Below are 19,901 nucleotides of genomic sequence, written 5' to 3'. Positions count from 1 at the left end.
GATCTCCGGAGGGATTTTGTGCAGGGATGTCATGCGTCGAACCCCGGCAGACCGGCGCCAAGGCCCAGCATGGCCAATCGCCTGTCGAAGTCGCCGGCGATATCCGAGAGTTTGAGCGTCGCAAAGCGCGACAGCAGCAGCGCTTCCGCCTCCTGCCGCGCGTCCTCCAATGCTTCGTTGACTGAAATCTCGACAAGGCATCCGGGATGATCGGAGGCCCGAACGAGACAGAAGAGCTCCGGCCGATCGAGGGCTTCGTAAACGTCGAGAAGACTGATCTGGTCCAGCCCCTTGGTCAGCTTCCAGCCGCCGCCATGGCCTTTTTCGGACTGCACATAGCCGCGCTCGCGCAAGCCCGCCATGGTCCGACGGACGACCACCGGATTGGTGTTCAGCATCTTGGCGATCAGTTCCGACGTTGCGGCATCCTTCCGGCGTCCGAGATGGATCAGCACATGCAGCATTCGGGAGAGGCGGCTATCCCCACGCATCGTCATCTCCGTGTTCGAGTGGATCAGGCGTAGCGCATGCGGGCTCACGCAACAAGTCGAGTTACATCACTTGACGAGTCTGGATCATGTAACTTAAGAAGATACATAACATCAAAAGTTACATGAAAGGCCTCCCGCATGAAATATGATGCAATCGTCGTCGGCGGCAGCTTTGCCGGCCTTTCCGCCGCCATGCAGCTGGTCCGCACCCGCCGCAACATCCTCCTGATCGACGCCGGTCGTCCGCGCAATCGCTTCGCTGAAGCTTCGCATGGCTTTCTCGGCCAGGATGGTGTGGCACCAGCGGAAATCCGCCGCCGGGCCTTGGAGCAGCTTGCCCGCTATCCGAACTTCACCCTCCTGGAAGGGGAGGCCGAGACCGCCGAGCGCCGTCTTGGCGGGTTCAAGGTGGGAATTGTCGGTGGCCGTCTGGTCGAGGCCTCCGTGCTCGTGCTCGCCCTCGGCGTCACCGATGCGCTGCCGGAGATCCCCGGCCTTGCCGAACGCTGGGGCCGCACCGTCCTGCATTGCCCCTATTGCCATGGCTATGAAATCGGTGGCGGTCCGATCGGCATTCTCGCCTCCTCGCCGCTTGCGGCCCATCAGGGCGGTCTCCTGCCCGATTGGGGCAAGACGACCATGTTCGTCGAACCCGGCATCGTCTTCGAAGAGGAGCATCACGCCATGTTGCTCGCCCGCGGCGTGACCATCGAGACCGAAAGGGTCGTCGGACTGATCGGCGAGGGGCAGGCGCTGGAGGGTGTTCGCCTGGAGGATGGGCGTGTTGTGCAGGTCGACGCTCTCTTTGCTCAGTCGAAGGTATCGATCGCCTCGCCGCTGGCGTCGCAACTCGGTCTGGAACTGGAAGAAGGGCCGCAGGGTCTGCACATCAAGGTCCAGATGGGCTCGACCAGCCTGCCGGGTGTCTTTGCCGCTGGCGACGCGGCAAGTCCCATGCACAATGCCACGCTGGCGAGCGCGTCCGGCGTCATGGCCGGCATTGCCGCCCATCGTGCCCTGATTGAAGCCTCGCTCTGGAAATGATGTGTAGCTTCGATTTTTGCACAACGGATGCGGAAATCATCGCGTTGATTTGTCGAAATCGAAGCGCATACTGCCTCCATCAGAATTCAGGAGGAAACCCATGTATCAGGTTGGTCATTTCATTGGCGGCAAGCATGTCGCCGGCACTTCGGGTCGCAAGCAGCCGATTTATAACCCGGCCACCGGCGAAGTGCAGGGTGAGGTTTCGCTCGCCAGCGCCGAAGAGCTGAACGCCGCCGTGGAGAACGCCAAGTCGGCCCAGGCCAAGTGGGCCGCCACCAATCCGCAGCGCCGCGCCCGCGTCTTCATGAAGTTCGTTCAGCTTCTGAACGACAACATGGACTCACTCGCCGAGACCCTCTCGCGCGAACACGGCAAGACCATCGAAGACGCCAAGGGCGATATCGTCCGCGGCCTCGAAGTCTGCGAATTCGTCATCGGCATTCCGCATCTGTCGAAGAGCGAGTTCACCGAAGGCGCAGGCCCGAACATCGACATGTATTCGATCCGCCAGGCCGTCGGCATCGGCGCGGGCATCACGCCGTTCAACTTCCCGGCCATGATCCCGATGTGGATGTTTGCCCCGGCCATCGCCTGCGGCAACGCCTTCATCCTGAAGCCCTCGGAGCGCGATCCCTCCGTTCCGATCCGTCTCGCCGAACTGATGATCGAAGCAGGCCTGCCGGCCGGTATTCTCAACGTCGTCAACGGCGATAAGTCAGCGGTCGATGGCATCCTCACGCATCCCGATATCTCGGCTGTCTCCTTCGTCGGCTCGACCCCCATCGCCCGTTACGTCTACGGAACCGCTGCGATGAACGGCAAGCGCGCCCAGTGCTTCGGCGGCGCCAAGAACCACATGATCATCATGCCGGATGCCGATCTCGACCAGGCTGCCCAGGCGCTGATGGGAGCAGGCTACGGCTCGGCCGGCGAGCGCTGCATGGCGATCTCGGTTGCCGTTCCCGTCGGCGAAGAAACCGCCAACCGTCTGATCGAAAAGCTGACCCCGATGGTCGAAAGCCTGCGCATCGGCCCTTATACCGATGACAAGGCGGACATGGGGCCTGTTGTCACCAAGGAAGCCCAGGCCCGCATCAGGTCGCTGATCGACTCGGGCGTCGAAGCGGGCGCCAAGCTCGTGGTCGATGGCCGCGACTTCAAGCTGCAGGGCTACGAGAACGGCTATTTCGTCGGCGGTTGCCTCTTCGACCACGTCACGCCCGACATGGACATCTACAAGACCGAAATCTTCGGCCCGGTTCTCTCCGTTGTTCGCGCCAAGACCTATGAGGAAGCCCTCGACCTGCCGATGAAGCACGAATACGGCAATGGCGTTGCGATCTACACCCGCGATGGTGACGCTGCCCGTGACTTCGCCAGCCGCATCAACATCGGCATGGTCGGCATCAACGTGCCGATCCCGGTCCCGCTCGCTTACCACTCCTTCGGCGGCTGGAAGTCCTCGTCCTTTGGCGATCTCAACCAGCACGGCACGGATTCGATCAAGTTCTGGACCCGCACCAAGACAGTGACCAGCCGTTGGCCGTCGGGCATCAAGGACGGCGCCGAATTCGTCATGCCGACGATGAAGTAAGCCGAGCCTACGTTTCGTGACTGCAACAATGCCATCCTCCTGCCAGGGAGGGTGGCATTGTCGTTTGAGTGGACAAAGACGAAATTTGCGGCGACCTGTGTCATCGCACAGTGTCGTTCAACACTTGAGCCTGCTCTCTTCTCGTGGTCAATGTGTGTGACGCGTCGCCGGGGATAGTGACGCGCAGTCTGGCATTACGAGGGATATTTTATGCAAGAGGCAGTGTTTGGCCGCGCGGGGAATCTCCGCCGCGGGGAGTTTCGTGGCAGCGCCGGCGAGTATTTCGGCATCTGGATCGTCAACATCCTGCTGACCATCATTACGGTCGGAATTTATTCGGCCTGGGCGAAGGTGCGCCGCAACCGCTATTTCTACGGCAATACCTTTGTCGACGACCACTCCTTCGACTACCACGCCCGTGGCCTGCAGATTTTCATCGGCCGTGCCATCGTGCTTGGCTATATCATCGTCTACAACGTCGTTCTCACCATCAGCCCGATTGCCGGTGGCGTGCTTGCGCTGCTGATGCTGGTCTTCTTGCCGTGGATCGTCATGCGCAGCCTGCGTTTCAATGCACGGGTCACCAGCTATCGCAACATTCGCTTCGATTTTGTCGGCAAGACCTGGGGTGCCGTCGTCGCCATCATCTTCGGCGGTCTCATTTCGGTGTTTTCGCTGGGCATTCTCGCACCGTTCGCCAGCCGCTGGCTCTACGGATATATCTTCAACAACCTGCGCTACGGGGATCGCAAGTTCCAGGCCGATCCGAAGATCGGCGCGCTTTATCGCGTCTGGCTGCCAGCTTTCCTGCTGATGCTGGTCGGCGCGGCGATTGGCGGCTTCCTCGGCATGATGGCCTATTACAGCCTCGAGGGCGTCGAAGACACCATGGACGAGCCCCAGGTCCAGATCATTCTGGCGATCTATGGCGCGCTCATTCCAGCCCTCGTTCTGTGGAGCGTTGCTGCGATCTTCTACCGTGTCGGTGTCCGAAACGTTGTGATGAACTCGTCTACCTTCGACGGACGTCACCCGCTTTTCTCCGATCTCGGGCGCCTGCGCTATCTGTGGATCCTTCTCTCCAATCTGGTCGTTTCCGTCGTGACCTTCGGCCTGATGCGCCCCTGGGCTGCGGTCCGCGAGCATCGGTATGTCGTCACCCATTCCGGCATTGTCGTGGATGGCGAACTGGGGGATGTCGTCTCGTCCATCCAGGAGTCCGGATCGGCCGTCACGGCGGAGTATCTCGATCTTGAAGGGTTCGATTTTGGCTTCTGATGACAAGCGCATCGTCGCGGGCCGCTGGCATCCGCCCCGCTCCAGTCGGGCGGAGGCTGCCGGCCTCTTCGGTGAGGGCAAGACGCTCTTCGTCCGCCTGGAAACGGGCGGCGATCCCGTTTCCGTCGGCGATGTCAATCGGGTCGAGGTTTCCGACCGCATAGGGCGCGTGCCCCGGCGGATCGTGTTTCCCGATGGTTCGATGTTCGAGGCCGGGGACAATGACGCGATCGACGGCTGGCTGAAGCGCCACGGCCGAACGGGCATCATCCACGAGGTGGAGCGCTTCCATCCGAGGCTCCTGGCCTTTGTCGCCGCCATCATCCTGTTGTCCTTCGCGATCTATCGTTATGCAGTTCCGGCTCTGGTCGAGATCGCCGTTGTCGTCACGCCACCGGCGGTGACCGAATGGATGGCGAGCGGCACGCTCCTGTCGCTCGACAAGGCCGTCTTCAGTCCGAGTGACCTGCCGGAGGAGAAGAAGAACGAGATCCGTTCGGCCTTCAACGAAGTTGCAGCTCACTCTGTCCGGGGAGTGGCGAGCTACAATCTCAACTTCCGCAAGGGCGGTGTCATCGGTCCGAACGCCTTTGCCCTGCCGGACGGTACCCTGGTGATAACCGACGAGCTGATCACGCTGACCGACGGGGATATGGACATGATCGTGGGTGTCCTCGCTCACGAAATCGGCCATGTCGAGCGGGACCATTCGCTGCGTCAGCTCTACCGCGCCGCTGGAACGGCCGGCCTCATCATGTTGATTGCCGGCGATGTCGGATCGGCCGGGGAGGACATCCTGACCAATGGCGCAGCTCTGGTCTCCCTGTCCTATTCCCGCGATGCGGAAAGCGAGGCGGACCGAATATCCGTCGAACTGATGGCAAAAGCCGGCCGCGATCCCCGGGCCATCGGACGCTTTTTTGCGCGGCTCGAGGAAAAGCTGGGCGTCGACAGTGAAACCTCGTTCATCTCCACCCATCCCGGCACGGCAGAACGCCGCCAGGCGATCGAGGATTACGTAAAGTCTCTGACGCCGGGCGGAACCTGACCAAGATCTGTGGTCGCGCAACAAGGAACAAAAAAAGGGGCAGTCGGAACTGCCCCTTTTTCTTGTCTTGTGGAGGATCGGGATTACTGCGTCGGACCTTCGTTCAGGCCAACCTTGTCGACCAGTTCGGACGCGATCTTGCGGTTGGCTGCGATTTCGGTCAGCGGCAGCGTGTCCGGCTTGATGGTGCCGAAGCCGGCGACGATTTCCGAAGGCTTCGCATGCGGGCCGACCGGATATTCGAAGACCTTTTCGGCGTAGATCGTCTGGGCTTCGTCGGAGGCCAGGAATTCCATCAGCTTGACGGCATTGTCCTTGTTCGGAGCGTTCTTGGCGAGCGCCATGCCGGAGATGTTCACATGGGTGCCGCGGTCGGCGCTGTTCGGGAATAGAACCTTGACGGCAGCCGCCCAGTCCTTCTCCTCGGGATCCTTCTCGTTCGTCTTCATCAGGCCGAGATAGTAGGTGTTGGCAAGGCCGAGATCGCATTCGCCGGCGAAGATCGCCTTGGCCTGGCTGCGGTCGTTGCCGTCGGGCTTCTTCACCAGGTTCTGCTTGAGGCCGGCGAGCCACTTCTCGGTGTATTCGGCACCGTGATGGGCGACCATCGAGGCAAAGAGACCGATGTTGTAGGAGTGCTGGCCGTCACGCATGCAAATGCGGCCCTTCCACTTGGGATCGGCCAGTTCTTCATAGGTGATCGCATCTTCGGACACCCGGTCCTTGGACGCATAGATCACACGGCCGCGCGTCGTCAGGCCGAACCAGTTGCCGTCGGTGTCGCGATACTGCGCCGGGATCTGCTTGTTGATGTCCTCATCGTTGAGAGGCTGGGTGACGCCGCCGTCCTTGGCTTCGGTGAGGCGTGCGATATCAACGGTCAGGATGACGTCTGCCGGCGAGTTTGCACCTTCGGCGGAAATGCGCTCGACAAGGCCCTTATCCAGGAACAGCACGTTCGTCTTGATGCCGGTCTCTTTAGTGAACTGGTCCATCAGCGGCTGGATCAGCTCCGGCTGGCGATAGGAATATATATTCACTTCACCTTCGGCGAGGGCGGAACCGGCCGTCAGGGCCAGCAGCGATACGGCGCCAAGCGCGATGCGACGCAGTGGGTTGTAGGTCATCATAAGTCTCCCTATCTTGCTTTGTTGAGCGCCATAATCATGAATCAAGATAAGCTGTCAATTCGAGTCCACTTTAATCACGGATACGTGAGCGGAGAACTTGAGTATTTTGGAATTGTTCAAAAGTGCAAAAAGCGCTATATACCCCTGAAGGCAACCGAAGGAATCGTGCATGCGTTTGACAAAGCAGACAAATTACGCCGTGCGCATGCTGATGTACTGCGCAGCAAACAATGAGCAGTTGAGCCGAATTCCGGAAATTGCCAAGGCTTATGGTGTCTCCGAGCTCTTCCTGTTCAAGATTTTGCAGCCGCTGAACAAGGCTGGTTTGGTCGAAACCGTGCGTGGCCGCAATGGCGGTGTGCGTCTCGGTCGTCCCGCCGACAAGATCACGCTGTTCGATGTCGTCAAGGTCACCGAAGACAGTTTCGCCATGGCGGAATGCTTCGAGGATGATGGTGACGTCGATTGTCCGCTGATCGACAGCTGTGGCCTGAACTCAGCGCTGCGCAAGGCACTCAACGCCTTCTTCGACGTGTTGACCGAATACTCGATCGACGATCTGGTGAAGGCCCGGCCGCAGATCAATTTCCTGCTCGGCATCGATGACCTTGCCCCGCGCCGCGTCACCGCGGTGACAGCGCCCGCCGCCTGACCTTTAAAGCACGGCAGGACTGCTTCCAATGACCCGCCTCTTGGCGGGTTTTTTTGTTCACGCGCAGGGGCGGTATCGCCCGAAGATCCTTGCAGGCCAAGCTCTTGCGTCGACCGGTGGCTATGCTACGCTTACGTTCACGGCAGAATAAGTCTGATATTTGAGACGCAAGACCGGCGGGGGCCGGACAGGCCGTGTGGGGGACAGCATGGACGACTATGTGATCGTGGGAGGCGGGTCGGCCGGTGCGGTACTTGCCGCTCGACTCAGCGAGGATCCGTCCGTCACCGTGCATCTCCTTGAAGCCGGCGGCCGCGGCGATGGCATATTCGCCCGTATCCCCATGGCCGCCGCCGCCGTCGTGCCTGGCTATGTGAAAGGCAGCAACTGGCGCTTTTCCACCGTTCCGCAAAAGGGCCTGAACAACCGCATCGGTTATCAGCCACGGGGCAGGGGCCTTGGCGGCTCGAGCCTCGTCAATGCGATGCTCTATGTGCGCGGCCATCAGCGGGACTACGACGAATGGGCCGAACTGGGTTGCCATGGTTGGTCCTGGGATGACGTGCTGCCCTGGTTCCGCAAGGCGGAGGACAACATCCGCGGCGCCGATGCCCTGCATGGGCGTGGCGGGCCGCTGCAGGTCTGCGACCAGAACTGGGCGCGGCCGATCAACCTCGCCTTCATCAAGGCCTGCGAACAGAGCGGCTATCGCCACAACGACGATTTCAACGGCCCGAGCCAGGAGGGCGTGGGCCTTTATCAGGCCACGCAGTTCTGGCAGGGGCCGAAGCGCGGCGAACGCTGCTCTGCCGCTGCCGCCTATCTCCATGATGTCATGCATCGCCGCAATCTGACCGTGACGACGGAGGCGCATGTCATGCGCATACTCGTCGAGCGCGGCAGGGCGGTGGGGGTGGTTTACCGACAAGGCGGCGAGGAGCGCACGGTTCGCGCTGCCCGCGAGGTTATCCTCTCCGCTGGAGCTTTCCAGTCACCGCATATCCTGATGTTGTCGGGCATCGGCCCGGCTGACCATCTGCGCCAGCATGGGGTGGACGTTGTTCTGGATCAGCCGGGGGTGGGCGCCAATCTCCAGGATCACCTGGACTACACGATGATCTTCCGTTCGCCTGACACGGATCTTTTCGGCCTCGGCCTTGCGGCGGCCCGCGATCTCCTGGGCGCCGCCAACGAATGGCGCGCGGACCGCATGGGCCATCTCCGCTCGACCTGCGCGGAATCGGGCGGCTTCCTCAAGACCGATCCTGCCCTCGACAGGCCGGACGTCCAGCTGCATTTCCTCGTCGGCATGGTCGATGATCACGTTCGCAAGATGCACTGGGGCCATGGTTACTCCGCCCATGTCTGTGCGTTGCGCCCCTATTCGCGCGGCACGGTACGCCTGGCGAGTGCCGATCCCTTCGCAGCCCCGCTCATCGACCCCGCTTTCCTGAGCGATCCCCGGGATTTGACGACCTTGCGGAAGGGCGCGCGCCGCCTGAGCGAGATCATGGCGGCTCCGGCGCTTGCTCGCTATCGCGGACGGGAGATCTATCCGGCCGGCGAAACCGATGCCGAACTGAATGCCGCCATCCGCGCCCGCGCCGATACGATCTATCACCCGGTCGGCACCTGCCGGATGGGCTCGGACGCCGCAGCCGTGGTTGATCCCGAGTTGAAATTCAACGGCATCGACGGTCTGCGCGTGGTCGACGCCTCGGTCATGCCGCGCCTGATCGGCGGCAATACCAATGCACCCGTCATCATGATGGCGGAAAAGACAGCCGCCGCCATTCGGGCGGCGCGACAACCCGCGCGACGGGTGGAAGCCGGATTGAATTTCGCCTGAACCCTTTTATTGTCGCGCCGTCACAGGAACCGTACGACAGGAAGAGCATGCAGGCCGAACATATCACGTCGTCACCCACCGCCATCATCGTCATGGGTGTCAGTGGCTGTGGCAAATCCTCAGTCGGTGCGGATCTGGCGGCCCTGCTCGGTCTCCCCTTTATCGAGGGCGACGCTCTGCATCCTGAGGCCAATGTCGACAAGATGGCCGCCGGCACGCCGCTGACGGACGAGGATCGCTGGCCCTGGCTGACGATCATCGGCGAGACCATGGCCGGAGCTTTGGCAAAGGGGCAGGGGATCGTCGTTTCCTGCTCGGCGCTGAAGAAGATCTACCGCGATCATCTGCGCCGGGCGACGTCAGGGCGGCTCACCTTCGTCTATCTGGAAGGATCGCATGCCCTGCTGAGCGCCCGCATGGGCGCCCGCACTGGCCATTTCATGCCGCCGGCCCTGCTGGAGAGCCAGCTCGCAACGCTGGAGGTGCCAACCGGCGAACCGGGAGTCATCACCGTCTCGATCGACCAACCCGTCGCGGCCATCGTCGCCGATGCGTCGAGGGGCCTTGCCAGTCTGGCTTGATCTCTCAGAGCCTCAGCCTTCGTAACCCATTAATGCGCCGTACAGCTCCGGACGACGGTCGCGGAACAGTCCCCAGGAGGCGCGTTGCCGGGCGATGCCGTCGAGATCGAAAGTCGCCGTGAGCACACTTTCCGTCTCGCGATCGGCCGTTACCACCATCGCGCCAGTCTGGTCGCAGATGAAGGAGGAGCCGTAGAAGGTCAGCGACGTGCCCTTGCGTCCCTCTTCCTTGCCGACGCGGTTGGAGGCGATCACGGGCATCACATTTGCCGCTGCATGGCCCTGCATCACCCGCTGCCAGTGACCGGAGCTGTCGAGAGAACTGTCCTGTGGCTCCGAACCGATGGCGGTCGGGTAGAACAGCAGTTCCGCGCCCTGCAGCGCCATGGACCGCGCGGCCTCCGGGAACCACTGGTCCCAGCAGATGCCGACGCCGATGGCGGCATACTTGGTTTCCCAGACCTCGAAGCCGGTATCGCCCGGCGAGAAATAGAACTTCTCCGTATAGCCAGGGCCATCGGGAATGTGGCTCTTGCGATAAATGCCGAGCACCTCGCCGCCGGCATCGACGATCGCCACGCTGTTGAAGAAGGTCTGCCCGGCCTTCTCGAAGAAGCTGACCGGGATCACCACATCCAGCTCTTCCGCAAGTTTTGCGAAATGGTCGATCAGCGCGCAGTCATGGGCAGGTTTGGCGAGATCGAAGAACTCGGCGATCTGGTCCTGGCAGAAATACGGCGCCTCGAACAGCTCCTGGATCAGGACGATCTGCGCGCCTTTGGATACGGCCTCGCGCACGAGCTTTTCCGCCCGGGCGATATTGCCCTGGAGATCCCAGCTGCAGGCCATCTGCGTGGCAGCGACGGTCACGGTACGGGTCATGTTTTTCTCCTCAAACGCCGAGTTTATCGCGCAGGCCGTAGTACCAAGCGCCCAGAGCTGTGAACGGGACCCGGAACAGGCGACCGCCGGGGAAGGGATAGGCCTGCAAGGACGACCAGACGTCGAACCGGCTCATCTGGCCGTGCACGGCTTCGCCCAGGATCTTGCCCAGCAGATGTGTGGTCGTCACCCCATGTCCGCTGTCGCCATGCGAGAAATAGACCGTGTCGGACAGCTTGCCCATGTGCGGGATGCGCGTCAGCGTCAGCGCGAAATTGCCGCTCCAGGCAAAGTCGATCTTCACGTCCTTCAGCTGCGGGAAGGTCTTCAGCATGTTCGGCCGGATGACGCCCGTGAGGTTCTTTGGATCCTGGCCGCCATACCCGATGCCGCCGCCATAAAGCAGGCGGTTGTCGGCCGTGCGCCGGTAGTAGTCGAGCACGTAATTGGCATCCTCGACGCAGTAATTGGCCGGCAGCAGTTCTTCGATGAGTTTCGCGTCGAGCGGTTCGGTTGCCATGACTTGGCTGGACACCGGCATCATCTTCTCGGTGATCTTCGGTGCCAGCCCGGCCATATAGGCATTGCCGCAGACGAGGATGTGCTTCGCCTTGACCATCCCGCCCTCAGTGCGAACAAAGGGCTGCGGGCCGGTGTCGAGATGCACGACCTTCGACTTCTCGAAGATCTTCGCACCCAGACTTTCGGCCGCTGCCGCTTCCCCCAGCACGAGGTCGAGCGGATGGATATGGCCACCCCGCCGGTCGATCATGCCGCCGACATAGCGGTCGGCCTTCACATATTTGCCGACCTCGGCCTTGGAGACCATCTCGAGCCCGTCATGGCCGTGCTTCTTCCAGTTGGCCCGAACATCGGCCATTTCCTTGACCTGCTTGTCGGTGAAGGCCGCGAAGAAACCACCGTCGACGAGGTCGCATTCGATCCCGTATTTCGCCACGCGTTCCCGAATGATCTGCCCGCCTTCCAGCGACATTTCGCCGAGCCGTGCGGCCCTGTCGGGTCCATAGCGCCGGGCGATCGTTTCCAGGTCGCGGCTATAGCCGTTGACGATTTGTCCGCCATTGCGGCCGGACGCGCCAAAGCCGATGCGATCGGCTTCGAGCACGATGACCGTATATCCGCTTTCCGCAAGCTGAAGCGCCGCCGAAATGCCGGTGAAACCGGCGCCGATGACGCAGACGTCCGCCGTGTGTTCACCCTCAAGCGAGGGGCGCACGCGTTTGTCGCGGGCAGATGCCGCATAATAGGTGGCCGCATGGCCGGGATTGGGTCCGATCGACTTTTCCATGGGTCTTACCTCAAACGGTTCTGATATAGGCGTCGTATTCGACGTCGGTCACGCGCAGCGAGAACTCCGAGAGTTCCTGGTATTTGCAGGCCGTGTAGAGCCCGCGATATTTCGGCCCGAGTGCCGCGTAGGCGAAGCTCGACTTGGCGAAACGCTGCAGCGAATAGTCCCAGTTGGTCGGCAGTGGCTCGTGGTTCACGGCGTGGTCGTCGCCCGAGATGGCGCCACCTGGCGAAAGCTTTTCCTTCATGCCGGCCAGTGCCGCCGAGAGGATCATGGCGAGCACCAGATAGGGATTGGTATCGGAGCCGGCCACGCGATGCTCGATGCGGGTTGCGGGTTTCGACGCAGTGATCACGCGCACGGCGGCCGATCGGTTGTCGATGCCCCAGGACGCATAGGTCGGTGCGTGTTCCGAAGGCCGCAGGCGGCGATAGGAGTTCTGGTGCGGGGCAAAGATCGCCATGCTCTCGCCCATGTTCTCCAGAAGCCCGCCGACGGAATGGAAGAGCGCGTCGGACGGGCCGTCCTCGCCGACATAGATATTGCGGCCGTTTTCGTCCAGCACCGAGAAATGCACATGCATGCCGCTGCCGGCCTGCATGCCATAGGGCTTGGCCATGAAGGTGGCGTCGAGATCGTTGGCCCGCGCCACGCCTTTGACGATGCGCTTCAGCAGCACCGCATAATCAGCCGCCGCCAGCGCATCCGGCACATGGTTCAGGTTGATCTCGTACTGGCCCGGTCCGTTTTCGCGCAGCGTCGTGTCCGCGGGCACATTCTGGGCGCGTGCGGCCGTCGAGATGCCGTGGAAGACCTCTTCGAAGTCCTGCAGTTCGGAAATCGAGAGCACTTGCGTCTGGCCGGTATGCCAGCGACCGTCACGCGTGTTCGGCGGGCGCACCGGATCGAGCGCCGAGCGCACGGGGTCGATCAGGTAGAATTCGAGTTCCGTCGCGACGACAGGTGTCAGCTTGGCGGCTGCAAAGCGCGCCATGACATTGGCCAGAACCTGGCGCGGGTCGGCATAGAAGCTCTCGCCTTCGGTCGTATACATCTGCAGCAAAACCTGCGCCGTCGGTCGCGACAGCCAGGTCACGCGTGAGAGCGTGCCGGGAACGGGGAAGCAGATGCCGTCAGGGTCACCGGTTCCTTCGGCGAGGCCGGCAGCATTCACGTCTCGGCCCCACACGTCGAGCGCATAGACGGAGCGTGGCATTGCCATGCCCTTGGTCAGCACGTCGATGGCCCGCTCGCGCGGGATCCACTTGCCGCGCGGAACGCCGTTCACGTCGATGACGAATGCTTCGAGTACTTCAATATCGGGATTTGCCGCGAAGAATTCGCGTGCCTCTTCGGCCATGTTCATGGGTCACCGTAATGGCTGATGTCGATCGGGTTCAAAATGGCGCAGGAAAGCGCGAGCGGCTTGTCCGCTAACGATAGACGCTTTTCGCGTTATGGATCAAACACCGGCGCATGCCACTGCCCGTCTCTTCCTGATCCCCTCAACCGGCGGCGTGCTTGCGACGCGAAGTTCATCCGGCCTGTTTCCGTCGGGAAACAATTTGATCAAATTATTCGGCCTCAGTAGCACCTGGGCTCGAAAAAGGCTAGCCCCCTGAGAAGGGGGCTAGCGGAGATTTCCGGATCAAGGGTGAAAACGCTCGGGTTTCCAGGCGCTTGCGTCGAGGAAAGTCTTTTCGCCGGTGATCATTTCGGCAATCAGTCTACCCGTTGTCGGCCCAAGCGTCAGGCCATGATGGGCATGCCCGAAGGCAAACCAGAGGCCATCATGGCGCGGCGCCTTGCCGATGACCGGCATCATGTCCGGCGTGCAGGGGCGAGCGCCCATCCAGGGTTCGGCATCCAGACGGTCTGCGAGCGGGAAGATTTCGCGGGCGACCTTTTCGGCGCGCGCCAGCTGTACGGGTGATTTCGGCGCATCGCGTCTGGCGAATTCCGCGCCCGTCGTCAGCCGGATGCCCTTGTCCATCGGTGCCAGGAAATAGCCGCGCTCGGCATCCATGGTCCAGTTGTTGAGAACGGCATTGCCGGCAGGCGAATAATGCATGTGGTAGCCACGCTTGACGCCGAGCAGGAAGCTGTAGCCGAATTTGCGCGTTACCTCCTCCGACCATGGGCCGAGCGCGAGAACGACTTCATCGCCCTCGACCATTCCGTCGTCGGTCTTCACTCTCCACCCCTTACCCGAAGCGCCCTGTTCCAGGCTCAGCGCATCGCCCTTGACGAAGCGTCCTCCGAGCGATTGGAAATAGGTGAGATAGGCCTGTGTGAGCCCATGCGGGTCGGTCACAGACCAAGGGTCGTTCCACTTGAGGCCGCCGACGAAGTCGCCGCGGATATGTGGTTCTTCCGTGGCCAGATCCGCACGGCTAAGGGCCCGATAGCTGATCCCGTATTCGCGCGCCAGCCGCTCCGCTTCGGCGATCTCCTTGTCCCGCTTGGCGGTGGTTCGGAAGATCTGCATCCAGCCATCCTTGCGGATCAGATGCCCGGCATTGGCCGTTTCGATCAGGTCCTTGTGCTCCGTCACGGAGCTTTCGATCAGCGGTGCATAGGCACGCGCGATCACTTCATGTCGGCTCTTGTTGGAGTGCCACCAGTAGCGCGACAGGAAGGGCACGAGCTTCAGCATGGCGCTCGCATGGTAATGTGCGTCGATCCGGTTGTTGAAGCCGTAGCGGATCAAAAGGCCCGGATCCTGGGGGAAACCGTAGGGCACGACCCCTTCGCGCTGGATAAGTCCGGCATTGCCGAAAGAGGTTTCCTCCCCGGCGCCACGACGGTCCACCAGCACCACGGAACGGCCCCTGCGGGCAAGGTGAATGGCCGTGGAGACACCGATGATGCCGGCGCCGAGGACGATCGTGATCTTGGACATGGGCCTGCGTATTCCTGAGGACGAGATTGCCGTCCAAGGATGCATGTCCCCTGTTGCGGTGCAAACGAAAAATTGCCGCAATTCGTCCGATCCTCAACATCCTTGCCAAGTTGCGAACAAGCGGTATCTCTGGCGCAACTTAGAGCTTTGCCGCGAAGGAACCCGCATGCGTCTTCTCACTCTCGCCGCCGCCTGGCTGCTGGTCGCGATCGGCGTGGTCGGTGTCTTCCTGCCGATTCTTCCGACGACGCCCTTCATAATCCTGGCGGCAGCGCTCTTCGCACGGTCGTCACCGCGCTTCGAGAGATGGCTTCTCGATCATCCGCGCTATGGCCAGCCTTTGACCGATTGGCGTCGCGAAGGCGCCATCTCAAGGCGTGCCAAGATCGCGTCCGTGTCCTTGATGTCGATGAGTTATGTCATCGTCTGGTTCGTCGGGCCGCCGCAGCTATGGTTGAAGCTGCTGGTCGGCGCGATCCTGATCGGTTGCGCAGCCTTTGTTTTGACACGGCCTGATCCCCTGGGGCCCGGCGTCGGTCCGCAGGACTAACCTTAGACGTGAAAATCGAAGGCGCCTGATTATACGTTCAGGAATGGCCATTGAAGCGGGAATGCCAGGTCCAGGCTGAGCGGATGATGTCGTCGATCTCGTGCTCCGGCTCCCAGCCGAGTATGGTGCGTGCTGTCTCGTTGCTGGCCACCAGAAGTGGTGGATCGCCTGCGCGCCGCTCCGCCTGCGTGACCGGCAAGGGACGTCCGGAGACAGCTTCCACGGCGGAGACGAGTTCCTTGACGCTGGTGCCGGTGCCGGTTCCCAGATTGATTGCGACCGTCTCCCCGCCGTTCAGAAGATACTCGACCGCCCGCACATGCGCATCGGCGAGATCCGTGACATGCACATAGTCGCGGATGCAGGTGCCGTCGCGCGTCTCGTAGTCGTCCCCGAAGATCGAGAAGCCGGCACGCCGCCCGAGGGCCGCTTCGATCAGCAACGGCACGGCATGGGTCTCCGGCGTGTGCCATTCGCCGATCCGGCCCTCGGCATCGGCGCCGGCGGCGTTGAAATAACGCAGCATGACCGAGCGCATGCGGTCGCACAGATCGAAGTCGCGCAGGGCCTGTTCGACGATGTACTTGGTGCGTCCATAAGGATTGATCGGCGCCTGCGGATGCGCCTCATCAAGGGGCATGTATTCGGGACGGCCATAGGTGGCGCAGGTAGACGAGAAGACGAAGGCGCGGATATCCGCTTCCATCATCGCCTGCAGCAGCGCGAGCGAGCCCCCGACATTGATGTCGTAGAAGGCTTCCGGCTCCTTGAACGATTGCCCGACCTCGATCAGGCCCGCAAAATGCAGCACGGCCGCCGGCTTGTGCAGTGCCAGGACCTCGCGCAGCCGTGCCCGATCGCGGATATCGCCGTCTTCCGCCGGCCCCCATTTCACGAATTCGCGGTGGCCGCTTGAGAAATTGTCGTAGACCACGGGCACATAGCCCTTGGCCGAGAGCGCCAGGCAGGTATGCGAACCGATATAGCCGGCACCGCCGGTGACGAGGATTTTGGTTTCGGTCATCAAACAGGGCTTTCAATATCGACGATTCGGAGCAAGACCCGGATCCATACAGGCAAGTGGTCAGACTGGCGAATGCAGGAAGACCGGCATTGCAGCATCGGCCCTGCGGCGATCGAGGAACAGACGTGCCGTATCGAGCGCTTCGCGGATCGTCACGTCCATGTCGAGATAGCGATAGGTGCCGAGGCGCCCGACAAAGGTAATCGCCTTCTCTGCTTCCGCACGGCGCACATAGGCGGCCAGCTGCTGCTTTTCTTCGACGAGCCGGATGGGGTAATAGGGAATATCCTCAGGGCCGCATTCGCGTGAGAACTCGCGGTAGCAGACGGAACCCTGATGCGTCTCCCACGGGGAGAAGTGCTTGTGCTCGGTGATGCGGGTATAGGGTACCGAGACATCGCCGTAGTTCATCACCGCGCAGCCCTGATAATCGCCGTCATAGGTGAACCGCTCGAAATCGAGGGTCCGGTAGCCGAGCTGGCCGTTCTCGTAATCGAAATAACCGTCCAGCGGCCCGGAATAGAAGACATGGTCGAAGGCATCCTTCTGCGAGCGGTGGAACACCGTTTCGAGATGCAGCGTGATGCCCGGCTGATCGAGGATGCCACGTACCAGGTCGGTATAGCCGTTCTCCGGCATGCCCTGATGCTTGTGGAAGAAATAGTTGTCGTCGTAGTTGAAGCGGACCGGCAGCCGCTTCAGGATCGAGGCGGGAAGGGCGGTCGGCGAGCAGCCCCACTGCTTCTGCGTATATCCCTTGAAGAAGGCCTCGTAGAGATCGCGGCCGACGAAACGCAGTGCCTGTTCCTCGAAGGTCTGCGGATCGGTGATGGCAGTATCGGCCTGCGTCTCCAGAAAGGCGCGCGCCTCGTCGGGCCGAAGCGTCTTGCCGAAGAACTGGTTGATGGTGTGCAGGTTGACCGGCAGCGAGAAGACCTGCCCCTGGCTCGTCGTTTTCACCCGGTTCTTGTAGGGCATGAAGGTGGCGAAGCGGTTGACGTAGTCCCACACCTCGTCGTCATCGGTGTGGAAGATATGCGGGCCATAGACGTGAACCATCACGCCGGTGTCTGCATCGCGCTCCGTGTGGCAATTGCCACCGATATGGCTGCGGCTGTCGAAGATCTCGACGGAATAGCCGTCCGCTGCCAGCGCCCGTCCGATCACCGCCCCCGAAAGGCCGGCACCGACGATCGCTATTCTTCCCTTGGCACTCATCTCTATTCCCTGCTTGTCTGGTGTCTCGGCAGTCCGATCCGTTGTTGACGGAGGGGCTCAGGCCGAAGGGCCTGTCCAAAGGCGTGGGTCGCGGGGAAGCGGCGAGAATTCATTCCACCGGGCAAGTTTCTCCAGGTAGCGCTGGCGATAAGCCCCCTCGTCCTGGAAGTCCGTGTTCTCGAGCATCAGCTCCGCGCCGATCTCGTAGTAGACATCGAGGTTTGTCAGGTCGGGAACCGGCGTTTCGCCCCGCTCGCATTCGCCCTGCATCTGCCAGAAGAGCTCTTCCAAGCGACGAACGAGGGCAGGGATGTCGCGCAGAACACTACCTTCGCGCTGGTCCTGCAGCGACTGTCTGACAACCTTGAGGGCTGCCGGATTGCGGGCATAGGTAATCGCTTTGGCGACGTAGTCGTTGGGCGAGCTGCAGACCAGTTCGGGAATGCCGGCCGCAACGACGATGCTGCTGCAGAAGCGTGAGGCAAAGGTCTTGCCCGGCAGCGTCAGCACGGGCAGACCCATGGTGATCGCATCGGCCGCCGTCGAATGGGCGCCATAGGGGAAGGTGTCGAGGAAGAGATCGGCGAGCGCGATGCGCGCGAGGTGATGCGGATTGGCGGCCTTGGGCGCGAAGATCAGCCGTTCCGGCGCCACGCCACGCTCTGTCGCCAGGGTGCGCAGGCGCTGGTTGACGACGTCAGGTCCGCCGAGAAGCCACAACACGCTGTTCGGTGTCGCGAGAAGGATGTCCATCCAGCGCGAGAAGACCGGCGCCGTCATCTTCTGCATGCCATTGAAGCAGGCGAAGACGAAGGCATCTTCCGGCAGTCCGGCTTCCGTGCGTGTCGGTGTCTTGGCGATGACGCGCTTGCGGTCGATCGGCTGGTTGCAGGGGATCCGCAGCACCTTCTCAGTGTAGTAGATTTCCGCTTCCGGCGGCACGATCTGATCGTCGGCGATGAGATACTGGTGATAGGGGCTGCCCATTGAGCCGGGATAACCGCAAAAGGCGACGATCACGGGTGCCGGGCGGTAGGCGAAGATCTTGGTGCGGGCATGCTTGGTAAAGCCGTTGACGTCGACGAGGATATCGATCTCGTCGGCCACGATCTGGTTTGCCGCCTGAAGATCGGTGATCGATGCGATGTCGCGCCAGCCGTCCACTGCAGCCTTGATCCGGTCCTGGGTGGCGTCGCCGGTACGGGCTTCGCCACAATAATAGGCGAAGATCTCCACCTGGCTCTTGTCGTGCAGCTCGAGCACTTCACGCAGCGCGAAGCCGACCGCATGATCGCGCAGGTCGGACGAGACGTAACCGATGCGCAGCCGTTGACCCGTGCCGCTCTTGATCCGTGGCGTCTGGCGGGTGAAGCCGGTCGTGTCGGGGCGGCCGACGAGGAAGGTGTTGTAGCGATAGGCCTTGGCGAGCTGGAACAGCGGGTCATCCGAGTAGCAGCCGAGCGGAAGCGGCGACATGGCATCGACGAGATTGCGTGCCGTGACATGCTCGGAGGTGACGATGACGGGCCACTTGCATTGATGCTGGCGCAGCGACAGCCAGTGCTGTCCGGCCTCGGGTTTGTCCGGCCGCAACTCGATGGCCTGCCAAAGGGCCGTCTCCGCTTCCTCCAGCAGGCCGGCCCCCTCCATCACGCGGCCGATATGCTGCAGCGTCATCAACCGGTGGCTCGACCGCTCGGCGGTGATCTCGGCCGTCTGCTCTGCATAGGCCCGCCATTGCTGGATCGCCTGCAGCGTCAGGCCGCTGTCTTCCATGGCGCGACCGAGATTGATGTGAGCCTGGCCGAATTGCGGATTGATCCGCAGGCACGCCTGAAGCGCCTGGATGGAACCGGCAAGGTCGTCCATCTGCCGCAGCGTGACGGAATAGTTGAAGTAGACGAAATGCAAAAGCGGATTGCTGTCGTTGTAAGCGATCCACGCCTTGTAGAGTTCGGCTGCCAGCACCCGCTGGCCGCTGGCACTCAAGGTCTCTGCAACCTGGAACAGTTCACCCAGCGGGAGCTGCTGGTTGCGGGCGCGCAACAACAGGGCGGTAAACAGCGAAGCATTATCCTGGGCGGGTGCATGATCCATGATCTGGACATTCCACGAAGGTTGGAGCCAGAGGCTCGAATTGACACGGGCGCCATCGCGCGTCATCTCATCTAGCGGCGCTAGCTTGCTTTGGGCTTGCCTCTGCATGCGGCGATAAAAAGAGGCGGGGCAATCAGAAGTTCGAAATTTAGGTATGATGCATCAGTATCGCCGCGAGTGTTGCTTGATGGGTCGCGATATCCGAGTGGATGTTCAAGCATCGCGTCCCGCAAAGATTGTCTGATG

Annotated in this window: 17 protein-coding genes; 8 read left to right on the top strand and 9 right to left on the bottom strand. The window is 61.7% G+C overall.

The window, feature by feature from the left end; genetic code table 11:
* Positions 1-29 precede the first annotated feature (29 nt).
* A complete protein-coding gene (locus DFO46_RS14545; protein ID WP_120277785.1) occupies positions 30-491 on the bottom strand; it encodes an Rrf2 family transcriptional regulator in 462 nt (153 codons plus the stop codon).
* Between the two features lie 138 nt (positions 492-629).
* Between DFO46_RS14545 and DFO46_RS14540 the strand changes: the two genes are divergently transcribed.
* The 4 genes from DFO46_RS14540 to DFO46_RS14525 all read left to right on the top strand — a co-directional run bounded on the left by DFO46_RS14540 (position 630) and on the right by DFO46_RS14525 (position 5,458).
* Positions 630-1,535 (top strand): NAD(P)/FAD-dependent oxidoreductase, encoded by a 906-nt coding sequence (locus DFO46_RS14540; protein ID WP_120277784.1) that lies wholly within the window; start codon positions 630-632, stop codon positions 1,533-1,535.
* Between the two features lie 100 nt (positions 1,536-1,635).
* Positions 1,636-3,132 carry a CoA-acylating methylmalonate-semialdehyde dehydrogenase gene (locus tag DFO46_RS14535; protein ID WP_110789889.1) on the top strand — a complete coding sequence of 499 codons (1,497 nt, stop codon included), beginning with the start codon at positions 1,636-1,638 and terminating at the stop codon, positions 3,130-3,132.
* Between the two features lie 210 nt (positions 3,133-3,342).
* Complete coding sequence (locus tag DFO46_RS14530; RefSeq protein WP_120277783.1) at positions 3,343-4,410, top strand: DUF898 family protein; 1,068 nt, start codon at positions 3,343-3,345, stop codon at positions 4,408-4,410.
* The gene (locus DFO46_RS14525) at positions 4,400-5,458 is read left to right on the top strand and encodes a M48 family metallopeptidase (RefSeq protein WP_110789887.1); all 1,059 of its coding nucleotides are present in this window, start codon (positions 4,400-4,402) and stop codon (positions 5,456-5,458) included. Before DFO46_RS14530 ends, DFO46_RS14525 begins: the two co-directional genes overlap by 11 nt.
* A gap of 83 nt (positions 5,459-5,541) precedes the next feature.
* Here DFO46_RS14525 and DFO46_RS14520 read toward each other — a convergent pair whose 3' ends face one another.
* Positions 5,542-6,585: a Fe(3+) ABC transporter substrate-binding protein gene (locus DFO46_RS14520; RefSeq protein WP_110790366.1), complete on the bottom strand. Its 1,044-nt coding sequence runs from the start codon at positions 6,583-6,585 to the stop codon at positions 5,542-5,544.
* Positions 6,586-6,757: 172 nt separating this feature from the next.
* Between DFO46_RS14520 and rirA the strand changes: the two genes are divergently transcribed.
* From rirA to DFO46_RS14505, 3 genes are all read left to right on the top strand, one after another.
* Positions 6,758-7,240: an iron-responsive transcriptional regulator RirA gene (gene rirA / locus DFO46_RS14515; RefSeq protein WP_110789886.1), complete on the top strand. Its 483-nt coding sequence runs from the start codon at positions 6,758-6,760 to the stop codon at positions 7,238-7,240.
* Between the two features lie 208 nt (positions 7,241-7,448).
* The gene (locus tag DFO46_RS14510) at positions 7,449-9,089 is read left to right on the top strand and encodes a GMC family oxidoreductase N-terminal domain-containing protein (protein ID WP_120277782.1); all 1,641 of its coding nucleotides are present in this window, start codon (positions 7,449-7,451) and stop codon (positions 9,087-9,089) included.
* 47 nt (positions 9,090-9,136) lie between these two features.
* Positions 9,137-9,670 (top strand): gluconokinase, encoded by a 534-nt coding sequence (locus DFO46_RS14505; RefSeq protein WP_120277781.1) that lies wholly within the window; start codon positions 9,137-9,139, stop codon positions 9,668-9,670.
* Positions 9,671-9,682: 12 nt separating this feature from the next.
* Here the strand turns inward: DFO46_RS14505 and aguB are convergent, their stop codons facing one another.
* From aguB to DFO46_RS14485, 4 genes are all read right to left on the bottom strand, one after another.
* Positions 9,683-10,552, bottom strand: a complete 870-nt coding sequence (gene aguB / locus DFO46_RS14500) for an N-carbamoylputrescine amidase (protein WP_120277780.1) — start codon at positions 10,550-10,552, stop codon at positions 9,683-9,685.
* Positions 10,553-10,562: 10 nt separating this feature from the next.
* Positions 10,563-11,861 carry an FAD-binding oxidoreductase gene (locus DFO46_RS14495; RefSeq protein ID WP_120277779.1) on the bottom strand — a complete coding sequence of 433 codons (1,299 nt, stop codon included), beginning with the start codon at positions 11,859-11,861 and terminating at the stop codon, positions 10,563-10,565.
* A 10-nt stretch (positions 11,862-11,871) separates the two neighbouring features.
* Positions 11,872-13,230, bottom strand: coding sequence for a glutamine synthetase family protein (locus DFO46_RS14490; RefSeq protein ID WP_110789881.1), 1,359 nt, complete (start codon positions 13,228-13,230; stop codon positions 11,872-11,874).
* A 282-nt stretch (positions 13,231-13,512) separates the two neighbouring features.
* Positions 13,513-14,766, bottom strand: a complete 1,254-nt coding sequence (locus tag DFO46_RS14485) for an FAD-binding oxidoreductase (protein WP_120277778.1) — start codon at positions 14,764-14,766, stop codon at positions 13,513-13,515.
* 166 nt (positions 14,767-14,932) lie between these two features.
* Here DFO46_RS14485 and DFO46_RS14480 point away from each other — a divergent pair, with 166 nt between their 5' ends.
* Positions 14,933-15,316 carry a YbaN family protein gene (locus DFO46_RS14480; RefSeq protein ID WP_120277777.1) on the top strand — a complete coding sequence of 128 codons (384 nt, stop codon included), beginning with the start codon at positions 14,933-14,935 and terminating at the stop codon, positions 15,314-15,316.
* Positions 15,317-15,353: 37 nt separating this feature from the next.
* Here the strand turns inward: DFO46_RS14480 and galE are convergent, their stop codons facing one another.
* The 3 genes from galE to DFO46_RS14465 are packed head-to-tail and all read right to left on the bottom strand — an operon-like array spanning position 15,354 to position 19,655.
* Complete coding sequence (galE, locus tag DFO46_RS14475) at positions 15,354-16,340, bottom strand: UDP-glucose 4-epimerase GalE (RefSeq protein ID WP_120277776.1); 987 nt, start codon at positions 16,338-16,340, stop codon at positions 15,354-15,356.
* 60 nt (positions 16,341-16,400) lie between these two features.
* The gene (locus tag DFO46_RS14470; protein WP_120277775.1) at positions 16,401-17,558 is read right to left on the bottom strand and encodes a UDP-galactopyranose mutase; all 1,158 of its coding nucleotides are present in this window, start codon (positions 17,556-17,558) and stop codon (positions 16,401-16,403) included.
* Positions 17,559-17,615: 57 nt separating this feature from the next.
* Entirely contained in the window at positions 17,616-19,655 is a 2,040-nt protein-coding gene (locus DFO46_RS14465) for a glycosyl transferase (protein ID WP_120278265.1), read from the bottom strand.
* Between the last annotated feature and the right edge of the window lie 246 nt (positions 19,656-19,901).

The organism is Rhizobium sp. AG855 (assembly GCF_003610655.1).
In the GTDB taxonomy this organism is placed as follows: domain Bacteria; phylum Pseudomonadota; class Alphaproteobacteria; order Rhizobiales; family Rhizobiaceae; genus Allorhizobium; species Allorhizobium wuzhouense.
The sequence above is the reverse complement of the archived record's forward strand: the minus strand, read 5'-3'. Positions and strand labels throughout refer to the sequence as shown.